The organism is Mesorhizobium sp. M0410 (assembly GCF_040321435.1).
Lineage (GTDB): Bacteria > Pseudomonadota > Alphaproteobacteria > Rhizobiales > Rhizobiaceae > Mesorhizobium.
Map to the genome: position 1 here is coordinate 1 of NZ_JAMYRN010000026.1, position 21,034 is coordinate 21,034.

The 21,034-nt window shown below is 63.2% G+C and carries 20 protein-coding genes; 4 read left to right on the forward strand and 16 right to left on the reverse strand.

The window, feature by feature from the left end; all coding sequences use genetic code 11:
- Window positions 1–185: 185 nt before the first annotated feature.
- Window positions 186–761: a DUF308 domain-containing protein gene (locus NKI63_RS26395; protein WP_352613299.1), complete on the reverse strand. Its 576-nt coding sequence runs from the start codon at window positions 759–761 to the stop codon at window positions 186–188.
- Between the two features lie 78 nt (window positions 762–839).
- On the reverse strand, window positions 840–1,436 hold the full coding sequence (locus NKI63_RS26400) for a TetR/AcrR family transcriptional regulator (protein WP_352823910.1): 597 nt from the start codon (window positions 1,434–1,436) through the stop codon (window positions 840–842).
- Between the two features lie 724 nt (window positions 1,437–2,160).
- Between NKI63_RS26400 and NKI63_RS26405 the strand changes: the two genes are divergently transcribed.
- Together NKI63_RS26405 and NKI63_RS26410 are read left to right on the forward strand one after the other, a co-directional pair.
- The gene (locus NKI63_RS26405; RefSeq protein WP_352823911.1) at window positions 2,161–3,078 is read left to right on the forward strand and encodes an alpha/beta fold hydrolase; all 918 of its coding nucleotides are present in this window, start codon (window positions 2,161–2,163) and stop codon (window positions 3,076–3,078) included.
- Window positions 3,079–3,146: 68 nt separating this feature from the next.
- Window positions 3,147–3,506 (forward strand): hypothetical protein, encoded by a 360-nt coding sequence (locus NKI63_RS26410; RefSeq protein WP_352823912.1) that lies wholly within the window; start codon window positions 3,147–3,149, stop codon window positions 3,504–3,506.
- A 21-nt stretch (window positions 3,507–3,527) separates the two neighbouring features.
- Here NKI63_RS26410 and recQ read toward each other — a convergent pair whose 3' ends face one another.
- From recQ to uxaC, 9 genes are all read right to left on the reverse strand, one after another.
- Entirely contained in the window at window positions 3,528–5,363 is a 1,836-nt protein-coding gene (gene recQ, locus NKI63_RS26415; RefSeq protein WP_352823913.1) for a DNA helicase RecQ, read from the reverse strand.
- A gap of 363 nt (window positions 5,364–5,726) precedes the next feature.
- Window positions 5,727–6,065 (reverse strand): cupin domain-containing protein, encoded by a 339-nt coding sequence (locus NKI63_RS26420; RefSeq protein ID WP_352450889.1) that lies wholly within the window; start codon window positions 6,063–6,065, stop codon window positions 5,727–5,729.
- A gap of 23 nt (window positions 6,066–6,088) precedes the next feature.
- On the reverse strand, window positions 6,089–6,856 hold the full coding sequence (gene kduD, locus NKI63_RS26425) for a 2-dehydro-3-deoxy-D-gluconate 5-dehydrogenase KduD (RefSeq protein ID WP_352823914.1): 768 nt from the start codon (window positions 6,854–6,856) through the stop codon (window positions 6,089–6,091).
- Window positions 6,853–7,710 carry a 5-dehydro-4-deoxy-D-glucuronate isomerase gene (gene kduI, locus NKI63_RS26430; protein WP_352823915.1) on the reverse strand — a complete coding sequence of 286 codons (858 nt, stop codon included), beginning with the start codon at window positions 7,708–7,710 and terminating at the stop codon, window positions 6,853–6,855. Before kduI ends, kduD begins: the two co-directional genes overlap by 4 nt.
- Before the next feature lie 28 nt (window positions 7,711–7,738).
- Window positions 7,739–8,515, reverse strand: coding sequence for a FadR/GntR family transcriptional regulator (locus tag NKI63_RS26435; protein WP_352823916.1), 777 nt, complete (start codon window positions 8,513–8,515; stop codon window positions 7,739–7,741).
- Window positions 8,516–8,525: 10 nt separating this feature from the next.
- Entirely contained in the window at window positions 8,526–9,806 is a 1,281-nt protein-coding gene (locus NKI63_RS26440) for a TRAP transporter large permease (RefSeq protein WP_352823917.1), read from the reverse strand.
- A gap of 4 nt (window positions 9,807–9,810) precedes the next feature.
- Window positions 9,811–10,338, reverse strand: coding sequence for a TRAP transporter small permease (locus NKI63_RS26445; RefSeq protein WP_023719697.1), 528 nt, complete (start codon window positions 10,336–10,338; stop codon window positions 9,811–9,813).
- A 103-nt stretch (window positions 10,339–10,441) separates the two neighbouring features.
- Window positions 10,442–11,419 (reverse strand): TRAP transporter substrate-binding protein, encoded by a 978-nt coding sequence (locus NKI63_RS26450; RefSeq protein ID WP_254820460.1) that lies wholly within the window; start codon window positions 11,417–11,419, stop codon window positions 10,442–10,444.
- Between the two features lie 40 nt (window positions 11,420–11,459).
- On the reverse strand, window positions 11,460–12,869 hold the full coding sequence (gene uxaC / locus NKI63_RS26455; protein WP_352823918.1) for a glucuronate isomerase: 1,410 nt from the start codon (window positions 12,867–12,869) through the stop codon (window positions 11,460–11,462).
- A 175-nt stretch (window positions 12,870–13,044) separates the two neighbouring features.
- On the opposite strand from uxaC, the gene NKI63_RS26460 reads away from it, so the two are divergent.
- Both NKI63_RS26460 and uxuA read left to right on the forward strand, forming a co-directional pair.
- Window positions 13,045–14,523, forward strand: coding sequence for a mannitol dehydrogenase family protein (locus NKI63_RS26460; protein WP_352823919.1), 1,479 nt, complete (start codon window positions 13,045–13,047; stop codon window positions 14,521–14,523).
- Window positions 14,520–15,698, forward strand: a complete 1,179-nt coding sequence (uxuA, locus tag NKI63_RS26465; protein ID WP_352823920.1) for a mannonate dehydratase — start codon at window positions 14,520–14,522, stop codon at window positions 15,696–15,698. The genes NKI63_RS26460 and uxuA overlap by 4 nt, the downstream gene beginning before the upstream one ends.
- Before the next feature lie 168 nt (window positions 15,699–15,866).
- Here the strand turns inward: uxuA and NKI63_RS26470 are convergent, their stop codons facing one another.
- From NKI63_RS26470 to NKI63_RS26490, 5 genes are all read right to left on the reverse strand, one after another.
- Complete coding sequence (locus tag NKI63_RS26470) at window positions 15,867–16,274, reverse strand: F0F1 ATP synthase subunit epsilon (RefSeq protein ID WP_352504890.1); 408 nt, start codon at window positions 16,272–16,274, stop codon at window positions 15,867–15,869.
- 119 nt (window positions 16,275–16,393) lie between these two features.
- Window positions 16,394–17,947 (reverse strand): F0F1 ATP synthase subunit beta, encoded by a 1,554-nt coding sequence (gene atpD / locus NKI63_RS26475; protein WP_352504889.1) that lies wholly within the window; start codon window positions 17,945–17,947, stop codon window positions 16,394–16,396.
- 67 nt (window positions 17,948–18,014) lie between these two features.
- The gene (locus NKI63_RS26480) at window positions 18,015–18,899 is read right to left on the reverse strand and encodes a F0F1 ATP synthase subunit gamma (RefSeq protein WP_352504888.1); all 885 of its coding nucleotides are present in this window, start codon (window positions 18,897–18,899) and stop codon (window positions 18,015–18,017) included.
- A 28-nt stretch (window positions 18,900–18,927) separates the two neighbouring features.
- Window positions 18,928–20,457 carry a F0F1 ATP synthase subunit alpha gene (gene atpA, locus NKI63_RS26485; protein ID WP_352450899.1) on the reverse strand — a complete coding sequence of 510 codons (1,530 nt, stop codon included), beginning with the start codon at window positions 20,455–20,457 and terminating at the stop codon, window positions 18,928–18,930.
- Window positions 20,457–21,017: a F0F1 ATP synthase subunit delta gene (locus NKI63_RS26490; protein WP_352504886.1), complete on the reverse strand. Its 561-nt coding sequence runs from the start codon at window positions 21,015–21,017 to the stop codon at window positions 20,457–20,459. Before NKI63_RS26490 ends, atpA begins: the two co-directional genes overlap by 1 nt.
- Window positions 21,018–21,034 lie beyond the last annotated feature (17 nt).

Below are 21,034 nucleotides of genomic sequence, written 5' to 3' on the forward strand. Positions count from 1 at the left end.
AAGACGTTCCTCCATCACCGAACACTCTCTCCACGGCATCAACACCTCCCGGCAAAAACCGAAAAGTGTTACCTATGTGTCCGGTCCAAATCGTCAGCTATGTCTCGGGCCGCTCAATGTGGCCAACCCGGAGACATTAGGTAACAGCATCTCTCATCGCGCCGGTAATGGCTCAAGATGGCACGCTATGCAGCTTTCCGCCGCAATTGGCTCACGCTCAGCCACACCGCCGAAACCAGGAAGTAGAGGGCGCCTACTGCGGCATAGCCGGCCACGTTGGTGATCGATGGCGGCATCGGCATCCGCGCCTGTGCGATGAAAAACGTGCCTGCCAGTGCTGACTGCCCTCCGCTCAGGACCATCGCCCACTGCGCACCAGAGCTCTTCCAACGGCGGACAGCGGTACCGAGTTGAAGCAGGCCGGACAGGATCGCCCATAGGCCGAACACGCCCAGCACCCAGTTCATGCTCATCTTCTGCGCAACAACGACCGCGAACGTTGTCGCCACACTGACCACGACGTTGATGGCCTGGGTGCGATTCTGTCCCAATCCTCCGCTGCGCGATGCGTCGACAAAATTGGCCAGGGCATCCCATGCAGGATAAGCCACGAGCAAAACCGCCGCGACCACCCCGGAATGCTGCCCCACCGTAAAGGCAGCCGCCACCCAGACAGCCGAGAACGCCGTCCGAGCGAAGTAATAGAGCTTGAGCCATTGTTCCTGGCTGGCGCGGAAAAGATTGTTACTGTAAGCCGTCATTGGATAAACCTTTCGACTAGTAGGTAGGGACTCTCGACGAACGTCGCGGAGTGATTGCTAATTATGGTTAGTTGAGATCTAGGCTGGTATCCGGGGGGAAGCGCGGAGCCGCTCCAGGAGCGGGCCGGTCACGACGGCGAATATCTTCGGATCGCCATAGGCCCGGGCTGAGAGCATCGCGCCGTGAACGGTCGCCATGAACGCTTCAGCCTCGGCACGAGGGGTACTCATCAGTCGAAATTGGCCGTGCCGCGCACCGCGCTCCATCACCGATGTCAGCCAAGCCGACAGCGAGCGGAAATGCGCCCGGACCTCAAGGCTAACTTCCTCGGGCAGCACGGGGAGCTCGCTTGCCAACAGCGCGCAGATACAAAACGGGGCGCTGGCGTTCGCGATGCAGGCTTCCCAATACCCGGCATAGATCCGCAACTGTTCGAGCGGATCGGATTCGTGAAGTTCGACATTTGCCATCCCCGCTTCAGTTTCTTCGCGATACCGCGCAACCAGCGTCCGAACCAGATCGACCTTGCTTGGGAAATGGTGATGGATGCTCGCCTTACGGATCCCGACCACTTCAGCAATGTCGGCATAACTGAAACCGTTGTAGCCGCCAGCCACGATCAGTGAACGTGCACAAGCCAGGATGTCGTCAGAGGTGGTAGACAAGTTGCTCATGCTTTTACCTACCTTCTGGTAGGATGGCAGTCAAGCCTCCTTGCACCGCGAGTAGCGTGAATTGCGTGGCTATGGCGTAGACCTCATTCGATCTTCATTGTTTTCGGCCCGCCATCAATTCAAAAAGCTCCGGGTGTTTGTCGATCGAGGTAGCCATCCCACTTCGAGGACGAGCCAACACCCTCCGGCCGACCGGACCACCCGCTAATAGCCGTGCGGCACTAGGCGTCTGCACCGACTGCGCTATCTCCCCATCGTTAGCTTGTTCTATCGCTGGTTGAAGACTGGGAGGTTTCCATGGATCGGCGACTATTTTTGACAGGAATGTTTGGCATTGCCGGGGCCGCGGCCCTTGCAAGCACGGTTCGGCCAATCAACGCAGTGGCCGGCGTTCCAACTGCCAGAAGCGGCATTCTCGATGAACTCGAGGCGCCGGATGTCGAGACCTTCGACGACGATGAAACTCAAGCAGAGTTGCAACCAGTCTATCATCGCCGGTGGCACATGCCGCGCCGGCGCCGCCGGCGCGCTTGGAGAAGGGTCTGTCGCGTTTACTGGCGAAACGGCTATCGGCGCAGGCGGTGCTTCCGCAGGCGCGTCTGGGTCTGGTTTCGATTTTAGCAACTGGCCGGCTTGAACCCTGGCCATCGCGGCCGGGGTTTTCGCCTCAGGCGGCCGTTAGCGCCCTTAGGCAGCTTTCCTAAGGGCGCGGAGGAAGCTGACGGTGTTTGCAGGTTTCAGAGCCACCAGCCTACGACTGGACGATACGACGATTTTCGCAAGGGTCGGAGGCACCGGTCCGCCGCTGCTGCTTCTTCACGGTTTTCCAGAAACGCATCTGATGTGGAGGGATATCGCCGCAGCCTTGGCGCTCCGCTTCACGGTGGTCGCCGCCGACCTTCGAGGCTATGGGCAAAGCGGATGTCCGGTTTCCTCTGCCGATCATAGCCCATACGCCAAACGCGCCATGGCCGGCGACATGGTTCAGGCCATGAAGCAAATGGGGTTTGAGCGGTTCATGGTTGCCGGGCATGATCGTGGCGGGCGGGTTGCCTATCGCCTGGCGCTGGACCATCCCGACAACGTGCTCAAAATCGCCGTCCTCGACATCATCCCCACCGCCGCAACATGGGATCGGGCGGATGCCAGACTGGTGCTTGGCTTCTGGCCCTGGAGCCTTCTTGCCCAGCCGGAGCCCCTGCCGGAGCGTCTGATCGGCGCGGCTCCCGATGCCGTCGTCGACGATGCAATAACGCAGTGGGGATCGTCGGCGAAAATGGTCTCCAAAGAGGTCAGGAACGCCTATGTTGATGCGCTTCGCGATCCCGCGCATATTCATGCCATCTGCGAAGAGTATCGCGCCGCTGCGACGATCGATCGTGAACATGACGCGTTGGACCGCGCAAACGGTCGTCGCATCGACTGTCCGCTACTGGCGCTATGGAGTGGCGAAGGCGCCCTGGAGAACTGGTATGCGCAAGAAGGCGGGCCGCTGGCCATCTGGAGGAAATGGGCCGACAGAGTGGCAGGACGCGCTGTCCAAGGCGGGCACTTTTTCCCGGAAGAGCACCCCGACAAGACGGCAGCGGCTCTCTCGGAATTCTTTGAAGACAAACAGGTCGGTCAGCACAGGGTATTGTAGAGGTCACATGCTTCAGTTACGCGGAACCTCGGGAGCGCTTCGCCGCCTGAGATCGAGAACCTCCGGAAATGCGCCCGTCCGGCATCAATGTGCTTGATAAGGGAATGAAGGCGATCTCCACGGCCGCGCCTCTGATATGCAGCCTCATGTTTGTCGGAAGTTGCGCATCGCCTTTGCCGGCATCCTTTGATGCTGCGAAATACGACAAGATGAGTTGCGTCGAGCTCAACGTGGCGATGGGCGCTGTCGCCGACGAAATGTCGGCGACAGCCATCGCTCGTGGCAAAGTCGTCCACACCAACATTCCGGGCTGGCTGTTGGGAGGGCAGCGTGTCGCCTCGACCGTGGCTGCCCGCCAAAGTGCGAAGATCGAGCGCTTGCGGCAGCAGGAGGCTGCGATTGCGGCGGCGAGACGAAGCCGGTGCTGATTGCGTCACTGAAGTGGGTCTTCAGCCCGCCACCCCGGATTGATGCGCAGCGATCGCGCCGAGGAATATCTCGCCGAAATCCTTGAGCTTGGCGGCGCCGACGCCGTTGACCGCGGCGAAGGCGTCCAGATCACGCGGGCAGCGTTCGGCCATATCGATCAGCGTACGATCCGAAAAGATCACGAAGGCCGGCACCTGGCGTTCCCGGGCAAGACGCAGCCGCACAGCCTTGAGCGCGGCCAGCAGCGCCGAATCCAGACCTTCCGTGCCCGCTGCGATATCCTCAGGACGTATCTTGCCTCGCGATGACTGGCGCGCGTCCACGCGATACCGGAACGAGGCCTCGCCCCGGGCCAGCGCACGGCCCTTCTCGGCAATGGCGAGGCCGCCATGGCCGGCTGAGTCCAATGTCAGGAACCCTCCCGCGACGAGTTGGCGGAGCAGCGACAGCAAGAAACTCTTTTTATGCGCCACACCGGTGCCGAAGCTGGCAAGCCTGTGGTGGTTCCTGTCCAGGACCTTCTCGGTCTCATGGCCGAGCAGGACATCGACGACATGGGCGACGCCGAAGCGCTCGCCGGTCTGTGCGATCGCCGCCAGGATGAGCCGTGCCTCCGCCTCGCCATCCGCATGCGGCGCCTGGTCGAGGCAGTTGTCGCAATTGCCGCAAGGCGAAGCACTTTCGCCGAAATAGCCAAGCAGGATCTGACGGCGGCACTGCGTCGTCTCGCAATAACCGATCAGCGTTTCGAGCCGGCCATGCGCGCGCCTTTTGTGCTCAGCCGGTGCGTCCTCGTCTTCGATGAAAAGCCGGCGCATGCGGATATCGCCGAGACCGAACAGCATATGTGCCTCGGCCGCCCGCCCGTCGCGGCCCGCCCGCCCGATTTCCTGATAATAGGCCTCCAAGCTGCCCGGCAGGTCGGTGTGGAAGACATAGGCGACGTCCGGCTTGTCGATCCCCATGCCGAAGGCGATGGTCGCCACCATCACCACGCCGGACAAGGTCATGAAAGCGTTTTGATTCGCTTCACGCGCGTCCTTGCTCATGCCGGCATGATAGGCGAGCGCGCGTACGCCGTTCCGCTCGAGGAACGCCGCCATCTCTTCGGTCTTTTTGCGTGACAGGCAATAGACGATCCCGCTGCGGCCGGCATGGCGCTGCACGAAGTTTAGCAATTGGCGCTTGCTGTCCTGCTTGGGCTCAATGCCTAGCTTGATGTTCGGCCGGTCGAAGCCGAGCACCACGGTATCGACGCGCCCGTCGAACAGTTGCGCGGCAATGTCGGTGCGCGTCGTCTCGTCCGCCGTCGCCGTCAACGCAATGATCGGCACTTTCGGGAAGATATCACGTAGTCTCGACAATTCTTCGTATTCGCGCCGGAACGCCGGTCCCCATTGGGAGATGCAATGTGCCTCGTCGATGGCGATCAGCCGGACATCGAGCTTGGTCAACGCCTCGAGCATTCGCACGGTCATTAGCCGCTCCGGTGCAAGATAGAGCAGGCGCGTCTGGCCTGCCGCGACACGGCGCCATGCAGCGACATTGGCATCGCGGTCGAGCGAGGAATTGATCGTATCGGCCGCCACGCCGGCAAGGCGCAATGCGGCGACCTGATCCTGCATCAGGGCCACCAGCGGCGAAACGACAATTGTGAGCCCGCCCAGCACCAGTGCCGGGACCTGGTAGCAGAGCGATTTGCCGGCGCCGGTCGGCATGACAGCCAGCACATGATGCCCGGCCAGTAGCGCCTCCATCACGGCCGCCTGGCCGAGACGAAAGTCATCGAAGCCGAATACATCCTTCAGGACGCGCCGCTTGGAATCCTCTGTCGGGATGCTCGCTGCTACCTGCATTACAGAACTTTCGGGGATACGACCTGCCGAAATTCCCCGGCGAATCGCCAGGTGATTGCCTGGACAGCAGATTCGAACATTTATCGACCCCTCTGGTCCTGTCCGCGGCACCGCCTGAGGCGAACTTCTCACTCATTGGCCGATATGAGGCCGTCGTTCCAGCCCCTATTCGCTTTGACTGTGAATATCGCACCGCTTCGGAGCGGTTAATCCTATCTTCACCATCATTCGGCAGGTTCAGGTTCTGCGGTGATGTTTTGAGTACCGCGGCGCCACAAGCGCCCAGGCAACACGCCCGCGTCTCTCCGGAGGCGCGGGTTTTTTCGTTCTGAGAACCGGCTGCCTGATCTTCGGGCCCGCAGCTCAGTCGAGGAAATCGGCGCGGTGCGGCGTGAAGCTGTCGACCAGCCGTCCCGCCTGCAGCGCCTTGACGCCATGGACAAGGTTGGAAGGAACGATGAAGCTGCTGCCGGTTTCCAGGATCTCGGTCCTGCCGTCGATGGTCACTTCGAAGCGGCCTTCGGCGACGTAGCTTGCCTGGACATGCGGGTGCGAATGCAGCGCGCCGACCCCGCCCTTGTCGAAACCGAACTCGACCATCATCAGTTCGTCGGTGTGCAGGAGCACGCGCCGGCGGTTGCCATCCGGCGTCGGCGTCCACGCAGCCTCGCCGGCATGCGAGAAGATTTTGGTTCCGGTCATCGTCAGACTCTCATCGTCGCTGTTCATCGCGCCAGCCAGCCGCCATCCACCGGCACCACCGCGCCATGCATATAGTTCGACGCCGGCGCCAGCAGGAAGACGGCTGCGTCGCCGATGTCTTCCGGCGCGCCCCAGCGTCCGGCCGGGATGCGCGCCAGGATCGAGGCGCTGCGGTCGGGATCGGCGCGCAGCGCCTCGGTGTTGTTGGTCTCGATATAGCCCGGCGCAATGCCGTTGACATTGATGCCCTTTGCCGCCCATTCGCAGGCAAGCAGCCGGGTGATGCCGAGCACGCCATGTTTGGAGGCGGTGTAGGAGGCGACGCGGATGCCGCCCTGGAAACTCAGCACCGAGGCGATGTTGACGATCTTGCCGCGCCGCCCCGGCTCGGCAAGTACGCGCCTGGCAAAACTCTGGCTGAGGAAGAACACCGTCTTCAGATTGACGCCCATGACGTCGTCCCAGTCGGCTTCGGTGAGGTCGACCGCATCGGCACGCCGGATGATGCCGGCATTGTTGACCAGGCCATCGAGCGGTCCGGTGCCGTCCCAGACGCGGTCAAGCATCGCCTGGGCAGCTGCATCATCACCAAGATCGCAGCGGACCGCCTCGAAGCGGCCGCCGACAGCCGCAATCTTCTCCGCCGTCTCGTCCATCGCCGACCGGCCGACGCCGACGACCGCGCCGCCGGCGCGCGCGATCGACACGGCGATGCCCTGGCCGATGCCGGTATTGGCGCCGGTGACGAGGATGCGCTTGCCGGCAAGGCTGAAGGCCGAGAGATCGCTCACTTGAGCTCCTCCATCGCCACCAGGTCGACATCGGTATAGTCGACATTATCGCCGGCCATCGCCCAGATGAAGGCGTAGTTGGAGGTGCCGGCGCCCGAATGGATCGACCATCCCGGCGACAGCACCGCCTCCTCGTTGCGCATGACGAGATGGCGCGTTTCGTCCGGTTCGCCCATGAAGTGAAACACCCGCGCCGCCTCCGGCAGGTCGAAATAGAGATAGGCCTCCATGCGCCGGTCATGCACATGGCATGGCATGGTGTTCCAGACCGAACCGGGGGCAAGCTGCGTCATGCCGACGACAAGCTGACAGGTCTTTACCCCATCGGCATGGATGAACTGGAAGATCGAGCGCTCGTTGGAGGTCGCCTGGCTGCCGAGATCGAGCCGCTTGGCATCGCCGATGCGGATCAGCCGGTTGGGATGGCCCTGATGCGCCGGCGCGCTGAGCAGGTAGAATTTAGCCGGCGCTGCCGGATTGATCGCAGCGAACGATACCTCATCGGTGCCCATGCCGAGATAGAGCATGTCGCGCGCCTGCAACTCGTAGGATTGACCGCCGGCTTTCACGACGCCTGCACCGGCGATGTTGACGATGATCATCTCACGGCGGTCGAGAAAATTCTTGGTCCCGGTCGGCTTGATCGCCTGCAGCGGCAGCTGTGTACCGGCGGGCATGGCGCCGCCGACGATCATGCGGTCGTAATGGGTGTAGGTCAGGCCGATGCGGCCGGGCCGGAACAAGTCCTCGATCAGGAAATTGTGTCGCAGCTCGTCCGTTCCCATGGCTGCGGCAGAAACAGGATCGATGGCGAAGCGGGAGGTGAAGTCCGTATGATTGTCAGTGTGATTCATTGCTGTCCCATGGGGCTGCCTCAATTGCTTATTCAGTTGCCGCGGCCTTGACCGAGTCGGCATAAAAAATCTGGCGCGCGTGCAGGCGCTCGCGATAGCGCTGCTGGCTGGCACCGAGATGCGCGCGCATCGCCTCCCGCGCCGCTTCGGCATCGCCTGCCGAGATGGCGTTGAGGATCATCAGGTGTTCGCGCTGCAGGCCGCGCTGGTAGGCGTCGGACTGTGCGAACTCGGTCGACCAGGGCGAGGTCACATCGCAAGGAATGGCGCGCCGGCCGAGCACGTCGAGCATCTCGACATAGAACGGATTGTTGGTGGCGCTGGCGATTGCGCGGTGGAAGGCAAGGTCGGCCGGTCCAGTCGGCTCGCTGTTGAGGAGCAGCCGTTCGAACTCGAAGAAGGCTTCCTGGATTGCCGCTTCCTGCGCGGCGTTGCGCCGGATGGCGGCGAGCCCGGCGGATTCGATTTCGATCGCCAACCTGACTTCGAGCACGTTGAGGGCGATCGAATCCTTGCTGCCCATCTCTGCTGCCAGAGCACCGAACGCTGTCGAGATATGCTCGGTGACGAAGACGCCGGCGCCTTGGCGCGGTTCGACGAGGCCGTCCGCGGCAAGCTTGGCCAGCGCCTCGCGTATCACGGTGCGGCTGACCCCGAAGGTTTCCGTCAGCTGGCCCTCGGTCGGCAGCTTTTGCCCAGGCTGGATCTCGCCCGCCTGCAGCTGCTTGCGGATCGCCGCAACGACGGTTTCCGAAAGTTTCGGTCTTCGTTCGACGCGGAGGCCAGCTGCGGTGTCCGAGGCCATGTCGCACCTCCTATTTGAAGACGCTCGGCAGCCACAGCGAAATGGCCGGAATGTAAGTGACGAGCCCCAGCACCACGAGGCCTGCGCCATAGAACGGCCAGATCGAGCGCATCGATTCCCACACGGATATCTTGCCCACTGCGCATGCCACGAACTGCACTGCGCCCACCGGCGGCGTGTTCAGCCCAATGCCGAAATTGAGGATCATGATGACGCCGAAATGCACCGGATCGACGCCGTAGGCCTGCGCCACGGGCAGGAAGATCGGCGTGCAAATGATGATCGTCGGCCCCATGTCCATGAAGGTGCCGAGGAACAGCATCAAGAGGTTGAGCAGCAGAAGCACGACCAGCGGATCGTCCGAGATCGCATTCATGGAGGCGATGAGCGCTGCCGGCACTTTCAGGAAGGCCATCAGCCACGAGAACGCCGCCGCCATGCCGATGATGAGCAGCACCATGGCAGTGGTGCGCACGGCGCCATGGGTGGCATGAACGAACCCTTCCCAGGTCATCTGCCGGTAAACGAAGACGGTCACGAGCAGCGCATAGATGACGGCGATACAGGAACTCTCGGTGGCGGTGAAGACGCCCGATCGCACGCCGCCGAAGATGATCGCGATCAGCAGCAGGCCGGGCACGGCGACGGCGAAAAGATGCGCGACCGCGGTGAAGCCCGGAAACGCCTCGGTCGGATAGCCGCGGGAGCGCGCCACGATATAGGCGGTGACCATCAGCGACAGGGCCAGTAGCAGGCCCGGGATGATACCGGCCGTGAACAGATCGGCGATGGAGATCTTTCCGCCTGCCGAGATCGAGTAGATGATCATGTTGTGCGACGGCGGCAGGAGCAGTGCGATCAGCGCCGCCATCGACGTGACATTGACGGCGTAGTCCGCTCCATATCCGCGCGCCTTCATCTGCGGGATCATCAGGCCGCCTACCGCCGCTGCCTCCGCCACCGCTGAGCCGGAAATGCCGCCGAACAGTGTAGCGGTGGCGATGTTGACCTGGCCGAGGCCGCCGCGCAAATGGCCGACGAGCGAGCCAGCGAAGGCAACGATCTTGCTGGCGATGCCGCCGCGCACCATCAAATCGCCGGCGTAGATGAAAAACGGAATGGCCAGCAGCGAAAAGACGCTCATGCCGGAATTCAGGCGCTGGAACACGATGAGCGGCGGCAGGCCCATATAGAGGACGGTGGCGAGGCTTGCGACGCCCAGGCAGAAAGCGATCGGCGTGCCGATAAGCATCAGCAGGGTGAAGACGCCGAAGAGAATCCACAGTTCCATGGCGTCAGACCTTCACGTTGGCGGTGTCGAGTTCGGCCGCGACTTCGGCCGGCGGCAGTTCATCGAGGGCATCGTCGATCGGCGCGCCGGAGAGGCGAAGCACGATGCGCTCCAGCGTGAAGAGCACGATGAGCGCGCCTCCCGCGACAAGCGGGACATAGTCCCAGCCCCCCGATATGCCGAGTGACGGCAAGACGGAGCCCCAGGTCAATGCGACCAGCTGGCTGCCATACCAGATCATGCCGATGCCGAAGGCGAGCGCGACAAGATCCGAAATCATCCGCAGCCAGCGCTTGCCGCCTTTCGGCAGCACGTAGAGCAGTACATCGAAGCCAAGATGGTAGTTCTCGCGCACACCGACGGCAGCGCCGAGGAAAATGAACCAGCTCATCAGCATCACCGAGCCCGGCTCAGTCCAGCTCGGCGAACGGTTCAGAACATAGCGGCCGAACACCTGCCAGGCGACGAAGGCGGTCATCAGCACCAGCCCGATGCCGGCGATCGACAGCGCCGCCGTGCTGACGCGCGACATCACTTGCGCGACGCCGGACAGAAGCGGTCTTGGTTTTGGGCTGGAAGTCACCGGTTTTCTCCGCAAGAGGATGGCGGCGCGGAATGTCCGCGCCGCCGCTTGATCACTGCACGGCCTTGATGGCTTCGACCATGGCCTTCAGCTTGTCGTCCTTGACGTGCTTCTCGTAGACCGGCCCCATCGCGTCGATGAAGGGCTGCTTGTCCGGCGTCGTGATCTGCGAACCCGCCGCCTCGACCTTGGCGCGCGATTCCTTGACCTTGGCGGTCCACAGCTCGCGCTGCTTGGCGACGCTTTCCTTGGCGGCCGCCTTGAAGATCGCCTGGTCTTCCGGCGTCAGCTTGTCCCAGCTCGACTTCGCCATGACGAAGGCTTCCGGCACCATCGTGTGCTCGTCGAGCGAATAATACTTGGCGACTTCCGCATGCTTGGCGGTGTCGTAGCTCGGAAAATTATTCTCCGCGCCGTCGATGACCCCGGTCTCGATCGCCGAATACACTTCGCCATACGGCATCGGCGTCGCGTTGGCGCCGAGTGCCGCCACCATGTCGACGAAGATGTCGGACTGGATGACGCGAAACTTCATGCCGGCCATATCGGCTACGGTGTTGATCGGCTTCTTCGAATTGTAGAAGGAGCGGGCACCGCCGTCGTAGAAGGCGAGCAGCACCAGCCCGACCTGGTCGAACGCCGCCGCGATCTGGTCGCCGATCGCCCCGTCCATGACCTTGTGCATATGGTCTTCCGAACGGAAGATGTAGGGCAGCGAGGGCACGGTGGTCTCGGGGATGAGCCCGTTGAACGGCGCCATCGAAACACGGTTGAGATCGATCACGCCGGTGCGCACCTGCTCGATCGTGTCCTTTTCCTCGCCAAGTTGCGCGGAAGGATAGATCTCGACCACATAGCGGCCGGCCGTGCGCTCCTTCACCAGCTCGCCGAAATATTTGACCGCCTCGACCGTCGGATAGCCATCCGGGTGGGTGTCGGACGAGCGCAGGACCGTCTGGGCGCTTGCCGATCCGGCCAGCAGTGCGGCGGCAACTAGCGTAGCTCCCGCCAGTCTAGAAAAATGCAGCATTGGTTTCCTCCCGTTTTTGAAACGATGGCGGCAAGCGCCGTTAGAGCCGGTACGCCTTTTTCGCGAGCGTATAGGCAAGTTCCTGCGCCAGCTCGTGCGCCTCGTCTTCGCCGAGCCGATGCTCAGTGACGAGACGCGCCAAAAAAGCGCAATCGACCCGGCGCGCCACATCGTGGCGGGCCGGTATGGATGGAAAGGCGCGGGTGTCGTCGTTGAAACCGACGGTGTTGTAGAAACCAGCCGTTTCGGTGGTCATCTCACGGAACCTGCGCATGCCTTCGGGGCTGTCGTGGAACCACCAGGCCGGCCCGAGCTTCAATGCCGGGTAGACGCCGGCGAGCGGCGCCAGCTCGCGCGCATAACTGGTCTCGTCGAGGGTGAAGAGGATGATGGTGAGGTCGCGTTCCAGCCCGACGCAGTCGAGCAGCGGCTTCAGCGCCGTCACATAATCGGTTCGGGTCGGGATGTCGAAGCCTTTGTCCCTGCCGAACTTCTGAAAGATAGAAGGCGAATGATTGCGCCAGGAGCCGGGATGGATCTGCAGGACCAGCCCGTCGTCGCGGCTCATCTTGGCCATCTCGGTCAGCATCTGGGCGCGAAACAGTTTTCGCTCGCGCTCGTCGTCCGAGCCCCGGCGGATACGGTTGAACAGCTCCGCGGCGGCGGCATCCGAAAGATTAGCGGTGTCGGCCGTCGGATGGCCGTGATCGGAGGACGTCGCACCGAAACTCTTGAAGAAGGCGCGCCGCTGGCGATGCGCATCGAGATAGCCGGCCCAAGTGCCGGTGTCGCAGCCGGTGATGTCGCCAAGTCGGTCGAGATTGGCCGAAAAACCTTCGAAATCGGGATCGACGACCGCATCCGGCCGATAGGCGGTAACGACGCGGCCCTCCCAGCCGCTGTCGCGGATCATCTGGTGCCATCTGAGATCGTCGAGCGCACCTTCGGTCGTCGCGATGACCTCGATGTTGAAGCGCTCGAACAGCGCCCGAGGGCGATAGTCTTCACGCTGCAGCAGCGTCGCGATCGTGTCGTAGTGGCGGTCGGCTGTCTTGGCATTCAGCGGCTCGTCGATGCCGAACAGATGGGCGAGCGCATGGTCGAACCACAGCCGGGTCGGCGTACCCCGAAACAGGTAATAATGCTTGGCGAAGCGCCGCCAGATCGTTCTGCCGTCGGTCTCCACCGGCGAGCCGTCAAGCGTCGGCACTCCAAGCTCCTCAAGCCGAACGCCCTGGCTGAACAGCATGCGGAAAATGTAGTGGTCCGGCACGATCAGCAATTGCGCCGGATCGGGAAACGCCTCGTTGAGCGCATACCAGCGCGGATCGGTGTGGCCGTGCGGGCTGACGATCGGCAGATCCTTGACCGCGGCGTAGAGATCGCGGGCCAGCGAAAGCGAGCGCGCCTCGGCGGCAAACAGCAAATCCGGATCCGTCAATGCGGCCACGTAGATCCTCCCAACACGGACATCGGTAGGGTTGGAAAGAAATAATGTCAACATACAAAAACTGGGTTGTTGTATGATGACTTTTCGTCGGCCATTGCCCATTGTGCGTGACGGCATCGGGTGTTACGCCGCCTGCCAGCAGGGACCCAACAATCTCGATCAGACACGTGGCGCAATGACCAACAGACGCCTTTCCAACAGCACGCTGACGGCACTGCCGGCTTCGGTCGCGGTTCCGCGCTACGCCCGCGGCGGCGTCGCACCGGGCATCGTCCATCTCGGCGTCGGTGCGTTCCATCGCGCCCATCAGGCGGCCTATGTCGACGACTGCCTGGCGGCGGGAGAGGCGGACTGGGGCATTGTCGGCGTGTCCTTGCGCAGTCCAGACACGCGCGACGCCCTGGCGCCGCAGGATGGCCTCTACACGCTGGCGATCAGGAGCAGCATCGGCGAAGAGCTGCGCGTCATCGGTTCGATCCTGTCGATGCTGGTGGCGCCGGAAGATCCAGCTGCGGTGCTCGCCGCTCTGACAGATCAGCGCACCCGCATCGTCACGCTCACGATCACAGAAAAGGCTTATCTGAGAACAGCCGGCGGCGGTCTGGACAGCACCCATCCGGACATCGTCCATGATTTGGCTAACCCGCAAATGCCACGGACGGCGCATGGTTTTCTCACCGAAGCGCTGTCGCGCCGCCGTTTCGCCGGCATCAAGCCTTTCACCGTGCTCTGCTGCGACAACCTTCCGGCCAATGGCGCCACGCTGCACCGCCTGCTGGTCGAATTCGCGGCACTGCGCGATCCCGGCCTTGCCGGGCACATCGCCGACGGCGTCGCCTTCCCGTCGAGCATGGTCGACCGCATCGTGCCGGCGACCACCGATACCGACCGGGCGCGTATCGCCGTCGAGCTCGGCATCGAGGATGCCTGGCCGGTGATGACCGAGCCGTTCTGCCAGTGGGTGGTCGAGGATGATTTCCCGGCAGGCAGGCCGATCTGGGAAAAGTTCGGCGTCACCATGGTCGGCGACGTCGGGCCCTTCGAGGACATGAAGCTGCGGCTGCTCAACGGTTCGCATTCGGCAATCGCCTATCTCGGCCTGCTCAGCGGCTACGACACGGTCGACCGCGCCTTTGCCAATCAGGCGATCCGGCAATTCGTCGACGGACTATGGGCCGAGGCCATCCCGACACTGCCGCAGGACGCCGGGCTCGATACGGCCGGCTACACGGCCCAGCTCGCCGAACGCTATTCGAACACCGCGCTCGCCCATCGCACGGCGCAGATCGCCAATGACGGCAGCCAGAAGCTGCCGCAGCGCATAGTCGCCTCGGCCCTCGATCGACTGAGCGCCGGTGACCCGCCCGCGCATCTCATGTTGGTGGTGGCGGCCTGGATCGCCGCTTGCGAGGCGCGCGGCAAAACCTTGCCGGAAGCCCATTTTACCGACCCGATCGACACTCCGCTCACGGCGCTCGGCAGCCGGCCGGCTGATGAAACGGTGACAGCGATATTCGATCTCGCCGGCTTCGCCAAAGACCATTCCCACCGCATGACACTGATCGATCTGACGGCAGCCCATCTCGAGCGCCTGCGGCGGGGCGGACCTGCCGCTGCCTTCGTGGCGCTTGGCATAGGGAGTGAGAAGCCATGAGACAAACCTGGCGCTGGTTCGGGCCAGACTATCCGGTGACGCTTGCCCATGTCCGTCAAGCCGGCGCCGTCGGCATCGTCAGCGCGCTGCATCACCTCAATGACGGCCGCGCCTGGCCGGCGGACGAGATCGCCAGGCGCAAGGCCGACATCGAGGCAGCGTGCCTGACCTGGGATGTGGTCGAAAGCATTGTCGTCCATGAGGACATCAAGACCCGCAGCGGCAACTGGCGCACCCTGATCGACAATTACAAGGCGTCGGTCCGCTCCGTCGCCGCCGCCGGGATCAATACCGTCTGCTATAATTTCATGGCGATCACCGACTGGACGCGCACAGACCTCGATTATCCCATGCCGCATGGCGGCACGGCGCTGCGCTTCGATGTCGTCGAGCTCTGCGCCTATGACGTCTTCATCCTTGAGCGAGAAGGGGCGGAGGCCGATCACCCGCCGGCCCGCGTCGAGGCCGCGCGTGTGCGACTGCAAGGGATGAGCGACAGCGACAAGGCAAGGCTGGAGCGCAACCTGATCGGCTGGGTTCCGGCGCGCGAATTCATCTTCGATCGGGCAAGCTTCCGCCGTGCCCTCGACCTCTACAAGGACATCTCAACCGAAGGTCTGCGCGAAAACCTGTTTGCCTTCCTGCGCGAGATCGTGCCGGTGGCCGAAGAGGCCGGCGTCAGGATGGCGATCCATCCCGACGATCCACCTTTTTCGCTGTTCGGCCTGCCGCGCATCGTTTCCAACGCCAATGATGCCCGCGCGCTGCTCGACGCCGTCGCTTCGCCGGCCAACGGGTTGACGCTGTGCACCGGCTCCTACGGGGCGGGCGCGCAGAACGATCTGCCGACGATGGCCAAGGCCTTCGCCGAAAACATCCATTTCGCCCATCTGCGCAACGTCACCAAGGAGCCAGACGGCTCCTTCCACGAAGCCGAGCACCTCGACGGCGACACCGACATGGTGGCGGTCGTGTCGGCGCTGATTGGCGAAGAGCGGCGGCGCAAGGCGGCAGGCAGGGCGGACTGGCAGATCCCGATGCGTCCGGACCATGGCCACGCGATCGTCGACGACATCGGCAAAAAGGTGAACCCCGGCTATTCCTGCATCGGCCGCCTGAAGGGCCTCGCCGAACTGCGCGGCGTCATGCGCGCAGTAGAGGCACTGACGGTGTGACCAGCCCCCCTTCTCCCCTTGTGGGAGAAGGTGGCCGAGCGGAGCTCGGTCGGATGAGGGGTGCTCCAGGGATCGCCGCCGTCTCGTTTCTTCCAACACCCCTCAACCGTCTCGGCGCTGCGCGCCGATCCACCTTCTCCCACAAGGGGAGAAGGCAGGGGGCGCCTGTTAAGCCGGCAACAGCGCGCCTTCAAGCGTCGTAAGCTGGTTGAGGAACTGCTCGGCCTTGCTGCGGGTCTGGTCGTCCTTGGCGTCGGCGGCGTCTTCCCTGGCCTCCTGGATGCGGCGGGCAAGGTCGGCGCGGTCGATGTCGCCCACGGCCACAGCCGATTCGGCGAGCAGCGTGCAGCCGGCCGGAACGATGTCGGCAAAGCCGCCGAACACCACATAGCGCTCTTCCTTGCCGGAAACGGTCTTCAGCGTGACGACGCCGGGCTTGATCGTGGTCATGACGGGTGCGTGATGCGCCATGACAGTCATCTCGCCTTCGGCGCCCGGAATGACGACGGATTCGACCTGCTCGGAAACCAAGAGGCGCTCCGGCGAGACCAGTTCGAATTTGAAAGCTTCAGGCATGATCAATTTAGCGACTGGTGAATGGTGAATGGTGAATGGTCAGAAAGAATGACCTTCACTCAGCCCCCGATTTCCTATCCGCTACTCCCCATTCACAATTCACTATTGACCATTCACCATCAGGCCGCTTCAGCGGCCAGGCGCTGTGCCTTCTCGACCGCTTCCTCGATGCCGCCGACCATGTAGAAGGCGGCCTCCGGCAGATGGTCGTAATCGCCGTTGCAAAGGCCCTTGAAGCCCTTGATGGTGTCGGCGAGGTCGACCAGCTTGCCCGGTGCGCCGGTGAACACTTCGGCGACGAAGAAGGGCTGCGACAGGAAGCGCTCGATCTTGCGAGCGCGGGCCACGGTCTGCTTATCCTCTTCCGACAGCTCGTCCATGCCCAGGATGGCGATGATGTCCTGCAGCGACTTGTAGCGCTGAAGGATCGACTGCACCTGGCGGGCGACCTGATAATGCTCTTCGCCGACAACCATCGGGTCGAGCATGCGCGAGGTCGAATCGAGCGGATCGACCGCCGGATAGATGCCCTTTTCCGAAATCGCGCGGTTGAGCACGGTCGTCGCGTCGAGGTGGGCGAACGAGGTCGCCGGTGCAGGGTCGGTCAGGTCGTCGGCCGGCACATAGATCGCCTGCACCGAGGTGATCGAACCCTTGGTCGTCGTGGTGATACGCTCCTGTAGCGCACCCATGTCGGTAGCCAGCGTCGGCTGGTAGCCCACGGCCGAAGGAATGCGGCCGAGCAGCGCCGACACTTCCGAGCCCGCCTGCGTGAAACGGAAGATGTTGTCTACGAAGAACAGCACGTCCTGGCCCTGATCGCGGAAATATTCGGCAACCGTCAGCCCGGTCAGGCCGACGCGGGCGCGGGCGCCCGGCGGCTCGTTCATCTGGCCATAGACGAGCGCGGCCTTGGAGCCTTCGCCGCCGCCCTTCTTGTTGACGCCGGACTCGATGAACTCGTGATAGAGGTCGTTGCCTTCGCGGGTGCGCTCGCCGACGCCGGCGAACACCGAGAAGCCGCCATGCGCCTTGGCGACGTTGTTGATCAGTTCCTGGATCAGCACCGTCTTGCCGACGCCGGCGCCGCCGAACAGGCCGATCTTGCCGCCGCGGGCATAGGGGGCCAGCAGGTCGAGCACCTTGATGCCGGTGACCAGGATCTGCGCTTCCGTCGACTGCTCGACATAGGTCGGCGCCGGCTGATGGATCGAGCGCATCTCGATGCCGTCGACCGGGCCTGCCTCGTCGACCGGCTCGCCGATGACGTTGATGATGCGGCCGAGCATGCCCGGGCCGACCGGCACGGTGATCGGTGCACCGGTATCATAGACGTCCTGGCCGCGGACCAGACCTTCGGTCGAGTCCATGGCGATGCAGCGCACGGTGTTTTCGCCCAGATGCTGGGCCACCTCTAGCACCAGGCGATTGCCGACGTTGATCGTCTCAAGCGCGTTCAGGATCGCCGGCAGATGTTCGCCGAACTGGACGTCGACAACGGCGCCGATGACCTGGCGAACCTTGCCTGCCAGGCCGGTTTTCTTGATGGTGGCGGCCGGCGCATTCACAGCGGCGACCTTGGTTGCTGCCGCTTTCTTGGCCGGAGCGGCCTTTGCTGCTGCTGGTGCCGCGGCCTTCGGGGCTGCCGTCTTCGGGGTCGCTGCTTTCGCCATCGTCCTTACCCTTTTCGTCTCTTTGTTTCTCACACGCTTGAGGTCGATGACCTCCTTGTGAGCGTGCCTAGAGCGCCTCGGCGCCCGAAATGATTTCGATCAATTCCTTGGTGATCTGCGCCTGCCGCTGGCGGTTGTAGGTGATCGACAATTTGTTGATCATGTCGCCGGCGTTGCGCGTCGCATTGTCCATGGCGCTCATCTTGGCGCCCATCTCGCCGGCAGCATTCTCGAGCAGCGCGCGAAAAACCTGCACGGAAATGTTGCGCGGGATGAGATCGGAGAGGATCTCGCCCGGCTCCGGCTCGTATTCGTAGACAGCGCTGCCGCCGTCCCTCACTTCCGCGCCAGCCGCAGGCGCGCCCGCCGGGACAATTTGCTGCGCCGTCGGGATCTGGCTGATCACCGACTTGAACTGCGAATAGAACAGCGTGCAGATGTCGAAGCCGCCTTCGTTGAACAGGTGGATCACCTTCTTGGCGATGGCATCGGCATTGACAAAGCCCAGCGTCTTGACCTCGCGCAGGTCGACACGCTCGATGATCAGCGCCCCGTAGTCGCGGCGCAATATGTCGAACCCCTTCTTGCCGACGCAGATGATCTTGACCTGCTTGCCGTCTGCCAGAAGCTTGCGGATGTGGTCGCGGGCAAAGCGGGCGATCTGCGAATTGAAGCCGCCGCACAGACCGCGTTCGGCCGTGCAGACGACAAGCAGATGCACGTCGTCCTTGCCGGTGCCGGTCATCAGCGCCGGGGCATCGCCGCCGCCGCCGATCGCCTGGGTGATATTGGCCAGCACCGCGCCCATGCGCTCCGAATAGGGACGCGCCGCTTCCGCCGCTTCCTGCGCGCGACGCAGCTTCGCCGCGGCGACCATCTGCATCGCCTTGGTGATCTTCTGCGTCGCCTTGACCGAGGCGATACGGTTACGAAGGTCTTTTAACGAAGGCATGCTTTAAACCTGATCCCGTCCGTCCTGCTCAAGCAAAGGTCTTGGCGAAGGCGTCGATTTCTGCCTTCAGCCTGGCGCGCAGATCGTCGGACAGCGCCTTCTCCTTGCGGATGCCGTCGAGCACGTCCTTGCCGGCCGAGCGCATATGCGACAACAGACCATGCTCGAACTTGCCGACCTGGTTGACCGCCAGCTTGTCGAGATAGCCGTTGACGCCGGCGAAGATCACCGCGACCTGCTCCTCGACTTTGAGCGGCGAGAATTGCGGCTGCTTCAACAGCTCGGTCAGACGCGAGCCGCGGTTGAGCAGGCGTTGCGTGGCGGCGTCGAGATCGGAGCCGAACTGCGCGAAAGCAGCCATTTCGCGGTACTGCGCGAGCTCGCCCTTGATCGACCCGGCAACCTGCTTCATCGCCTTGATCTGCGCCGAGGAACCGACGCGCGACACCGAAAGGCCGACATTGACCGCCGGGCGCACGCCCTGGAAGAACAGATTGGTTTCCAGGAAGATCTGGCCGTCGGTGATCGAGATGACGTTGGTCGGGATATAGGCCGACACGTCGTTGGCCTGCGTTTCGATGATCGGCAGCGCAGTCAGAGACCCACCGCCATTTTCGTCATTGAGCTTGGCGGCGCGCTCGAGCAGGCGCGAGTGCAGGTAGAAGACGTCGCCGGGATAGGCCTCGCGGCCCGGCGGACGGCGCAGCAGCAGCGACATCTGGCGATAGGCGACGGCCTGCTTCGACAGGTCGTCGTAGCTGATCAGCGCGTGCATGCCGTTGTCGCGGAAATATTCGCCCATGGTGCAGGCGGTGAACGGCGCCAGGAACTGCATCGGCGCCGGATCGGAGGCGGTCGCGGCGATGATGATCGAATAGTCGAGCGCGCCGCGCTCTTCCAGGACCTTGACGAACTGCGCCACCGTCGAGCGCTTCTGGCCGACGGCGACATAGACGCAGTACAGCTTTTCCTTCTCAGGGCCGTTGTCGTGCACCGATTTCTGGTTGAGCATGGTGTCGAGGATGATCGCGGTCTTGCCGGTCTGGCGGTCGCCGATGACCAGCTCGCGCTGGCCGCGGCCGACCGGGATCAGCGCGTCGATGGCCTTGAGGCCAGTCGACATCGGCTCGTTCACCGATTTGCGCGGGATGATGCCGGGCGCCTTGACGTCGACGCGCTTGCGTTCGGTGGCCTGGATCGGGCCTTTGCCGTCGATCGGGTTGCCGAGCGCGTCGACGACGCGGCCGAGCAGGCCCATGCCGACGGGCGCATCGACGATGGCGCCGGTGCGCTTGACGGTGTCGCCTTCCTTGATGTCGCGGTCGGCGCCGAAGATGACGACGCCGACATTGTCGGCTTCGAGGTTGAGCGCCATGCCGCGGATGCCGCCGGGGAACTCGACCATCTCGCCGGCCTGGACATTGTCGAGGCCGTAGACGCGGGCGATACCGTCACCGACGGACAGCACCTGGCCGACTTCGGAGACCTCGGCCTCCTTGCCGAAATTCTTGATCTGGTCTTTCAGAATTGCGGAAATTTCCGCGGCGCGGATGTCCATCAGCCGACCTCTTTCAGTGCAAGCTTGAGCGAATTGAGTTTGGTTTTGAGCGACGTATCGATCTGGCGCGAGCCGATCTTGACCACCAGTCCGCCGAGCAGCGACGGATCGACGGTGACCGTGATCGCCACGTCCTTGCCGGCGACGCTTTTCAGCGCTGCTTTCAGCTCGGTTTCCTGGGCAGGCGTCAGCGCATGCGCCGAGGTGACCTCGGCAGCGGTCTCGCCGCGGTGTTCGGCGGCGATCTGGCGGAACGCCTTGATCATGCCGGGCACGGCGAACAGCCGGCGATTCTGGGCAACGACGCGCAGGAAATTGCCGGTGAGGCCGGTAATCCCTGCTCTGTCGGCGATCGCGGCGATCGCCTTGGCCTGGTCCTCGCTGGAGAAGACAGGGCTCCTGATCAGCCGCGAAAGGTCAGCGCTGCCTTCGAGCATCGTTTCGAACCTGTTGAGGTCGGCCTCGACGCCGGCGACCGAATTGGCCTGCAGCGCGAGTTCGAACAGCGAACCCGCATAGCGTTCTGCGACACCTGAGATTGGCGATGACGATTGGGCCACGGACCGTCTTTTCTCTT

What these genes read in the sequence shown, in the direction of transcription:
- NKI63_RS26450 (WP_254820460.1), bottom strand. Translation starts at nt 11,419, where the DNA reads ATGCTGCATTTTTCTAGACTGGCGGGAGCTACGCTAGTTGCCGCCGCA.
- NKI63_RS26395 (WP_352613299.1), bottom strand. Translation starts at nt 761, where the DNA reads ATGACGGCTTACAGTAACAATCTTTTCCGCGCCAGCCAGGAACAATGG.
- NKI63_RS26470 (WP_352504890.1), bottom strand. Translation starts at nt 16,274, where the DNA reads ATGCCTGAAGCTTTCAAATTCGAACTGGTCTCGCCGGAGCGCCTCTTG.
- recQ (WP_352823913.1), bottom strand. Translation starts at nt 5,363, where the DNA reads ATGCAGGTAGCAGCGAGCATCCCGACAGAGGATTCCAAGCGGCGCGTC.
- kduI (WP_352823915.1), bottom strand. Translation starts at nt 7,710, where the DNA reads ATGAATCACACTGACAATCATACGGACTTCACCTCCCGCTTCGCCATC.
- NKI63_RS26480 (WP_352504888.1), bottom strand. Translation starts at nt 18,899, where the DNA reads ATGCCTTCGTTAAAAGACCTTCGTAACCGTATCGCCTCGGTCAAGGCG.
- NKI63_RS26435 (WP_352823916.1), bottom strand. Translation starts at nt 8,515, where the DNA reads ATGGCCTCGGACACCGCAGCTGGCCTCCGCGTCGAACGAAGACCGAAA.
- atpD (WP_352504889.1), bottom strand. Translation starts at nt 17,947, where the DNA reads ATGGCGAAAGCAGCGACCCCGAAGACGGCAGCCCCGAAGGCCGCGGCA.
- uxuA (WP_352823920.1), top strand. Translation starts at nt 14,520, where the DNA reads ATGAGACAAACCTGGCGCTGGTTCGGGCCAGACTATCCGGTGACGCTT.
- NKI63_RS26445 (WP_023719697.1), bottom strand. Translation starts at nt 10,338, where the DNA reads ATGTCGCGCGTCAGCACGGCGGCGCTGTCGATCGCCGGCATCGGGCTG.
- NKI63_RS26440 (WP_352823917.1), bottom strand. Translation starts at nt 9,806, where the DNA reads ATGGAACTGTGGATTCTCTTCGGCGTCTTCACCCTGCTGATGCTTATC.
- NKI63_RS26400 (WP_352823910.1), bottom strand. Translation starts at nt 1,436, where the DNA reads ATGAGCAACTTGTCTACCACCTCTGACGACATCCTGGCTTGTGCACGT.
- NKI63_RS26420 (WP_352450889.1), bottom strand. Translation starts at nt 6,065, where the DNA reads ATGACCGGAACCAAAATCTTCTCGCATGCCGGCGAGGCTGCGTGGACG.
- NKI63_RS26460 (WP_352823919.1), top strand. Translation starts at nt 13,045, where the DNA reads ATGACCAACAGACGCCTTTCCAACAGCACGCTGACGGCACTGCCGGCT.
- atpA (WP_352450899.1), bottom strand. Translation starts at nt 20,457, where the DNA reads ATGGACATCCGCGCCGCGGAAATTTCCGCAATTCTGAAAGACCAGATC.
- NKI63_RS26410 (WP_352823912.1), top strand. Translation starts at nt 3,147, where the DNA reads ATGCGCCCGTCCGGCATCAATGTGCTTGATAAGGGAATGAAGGCGATC.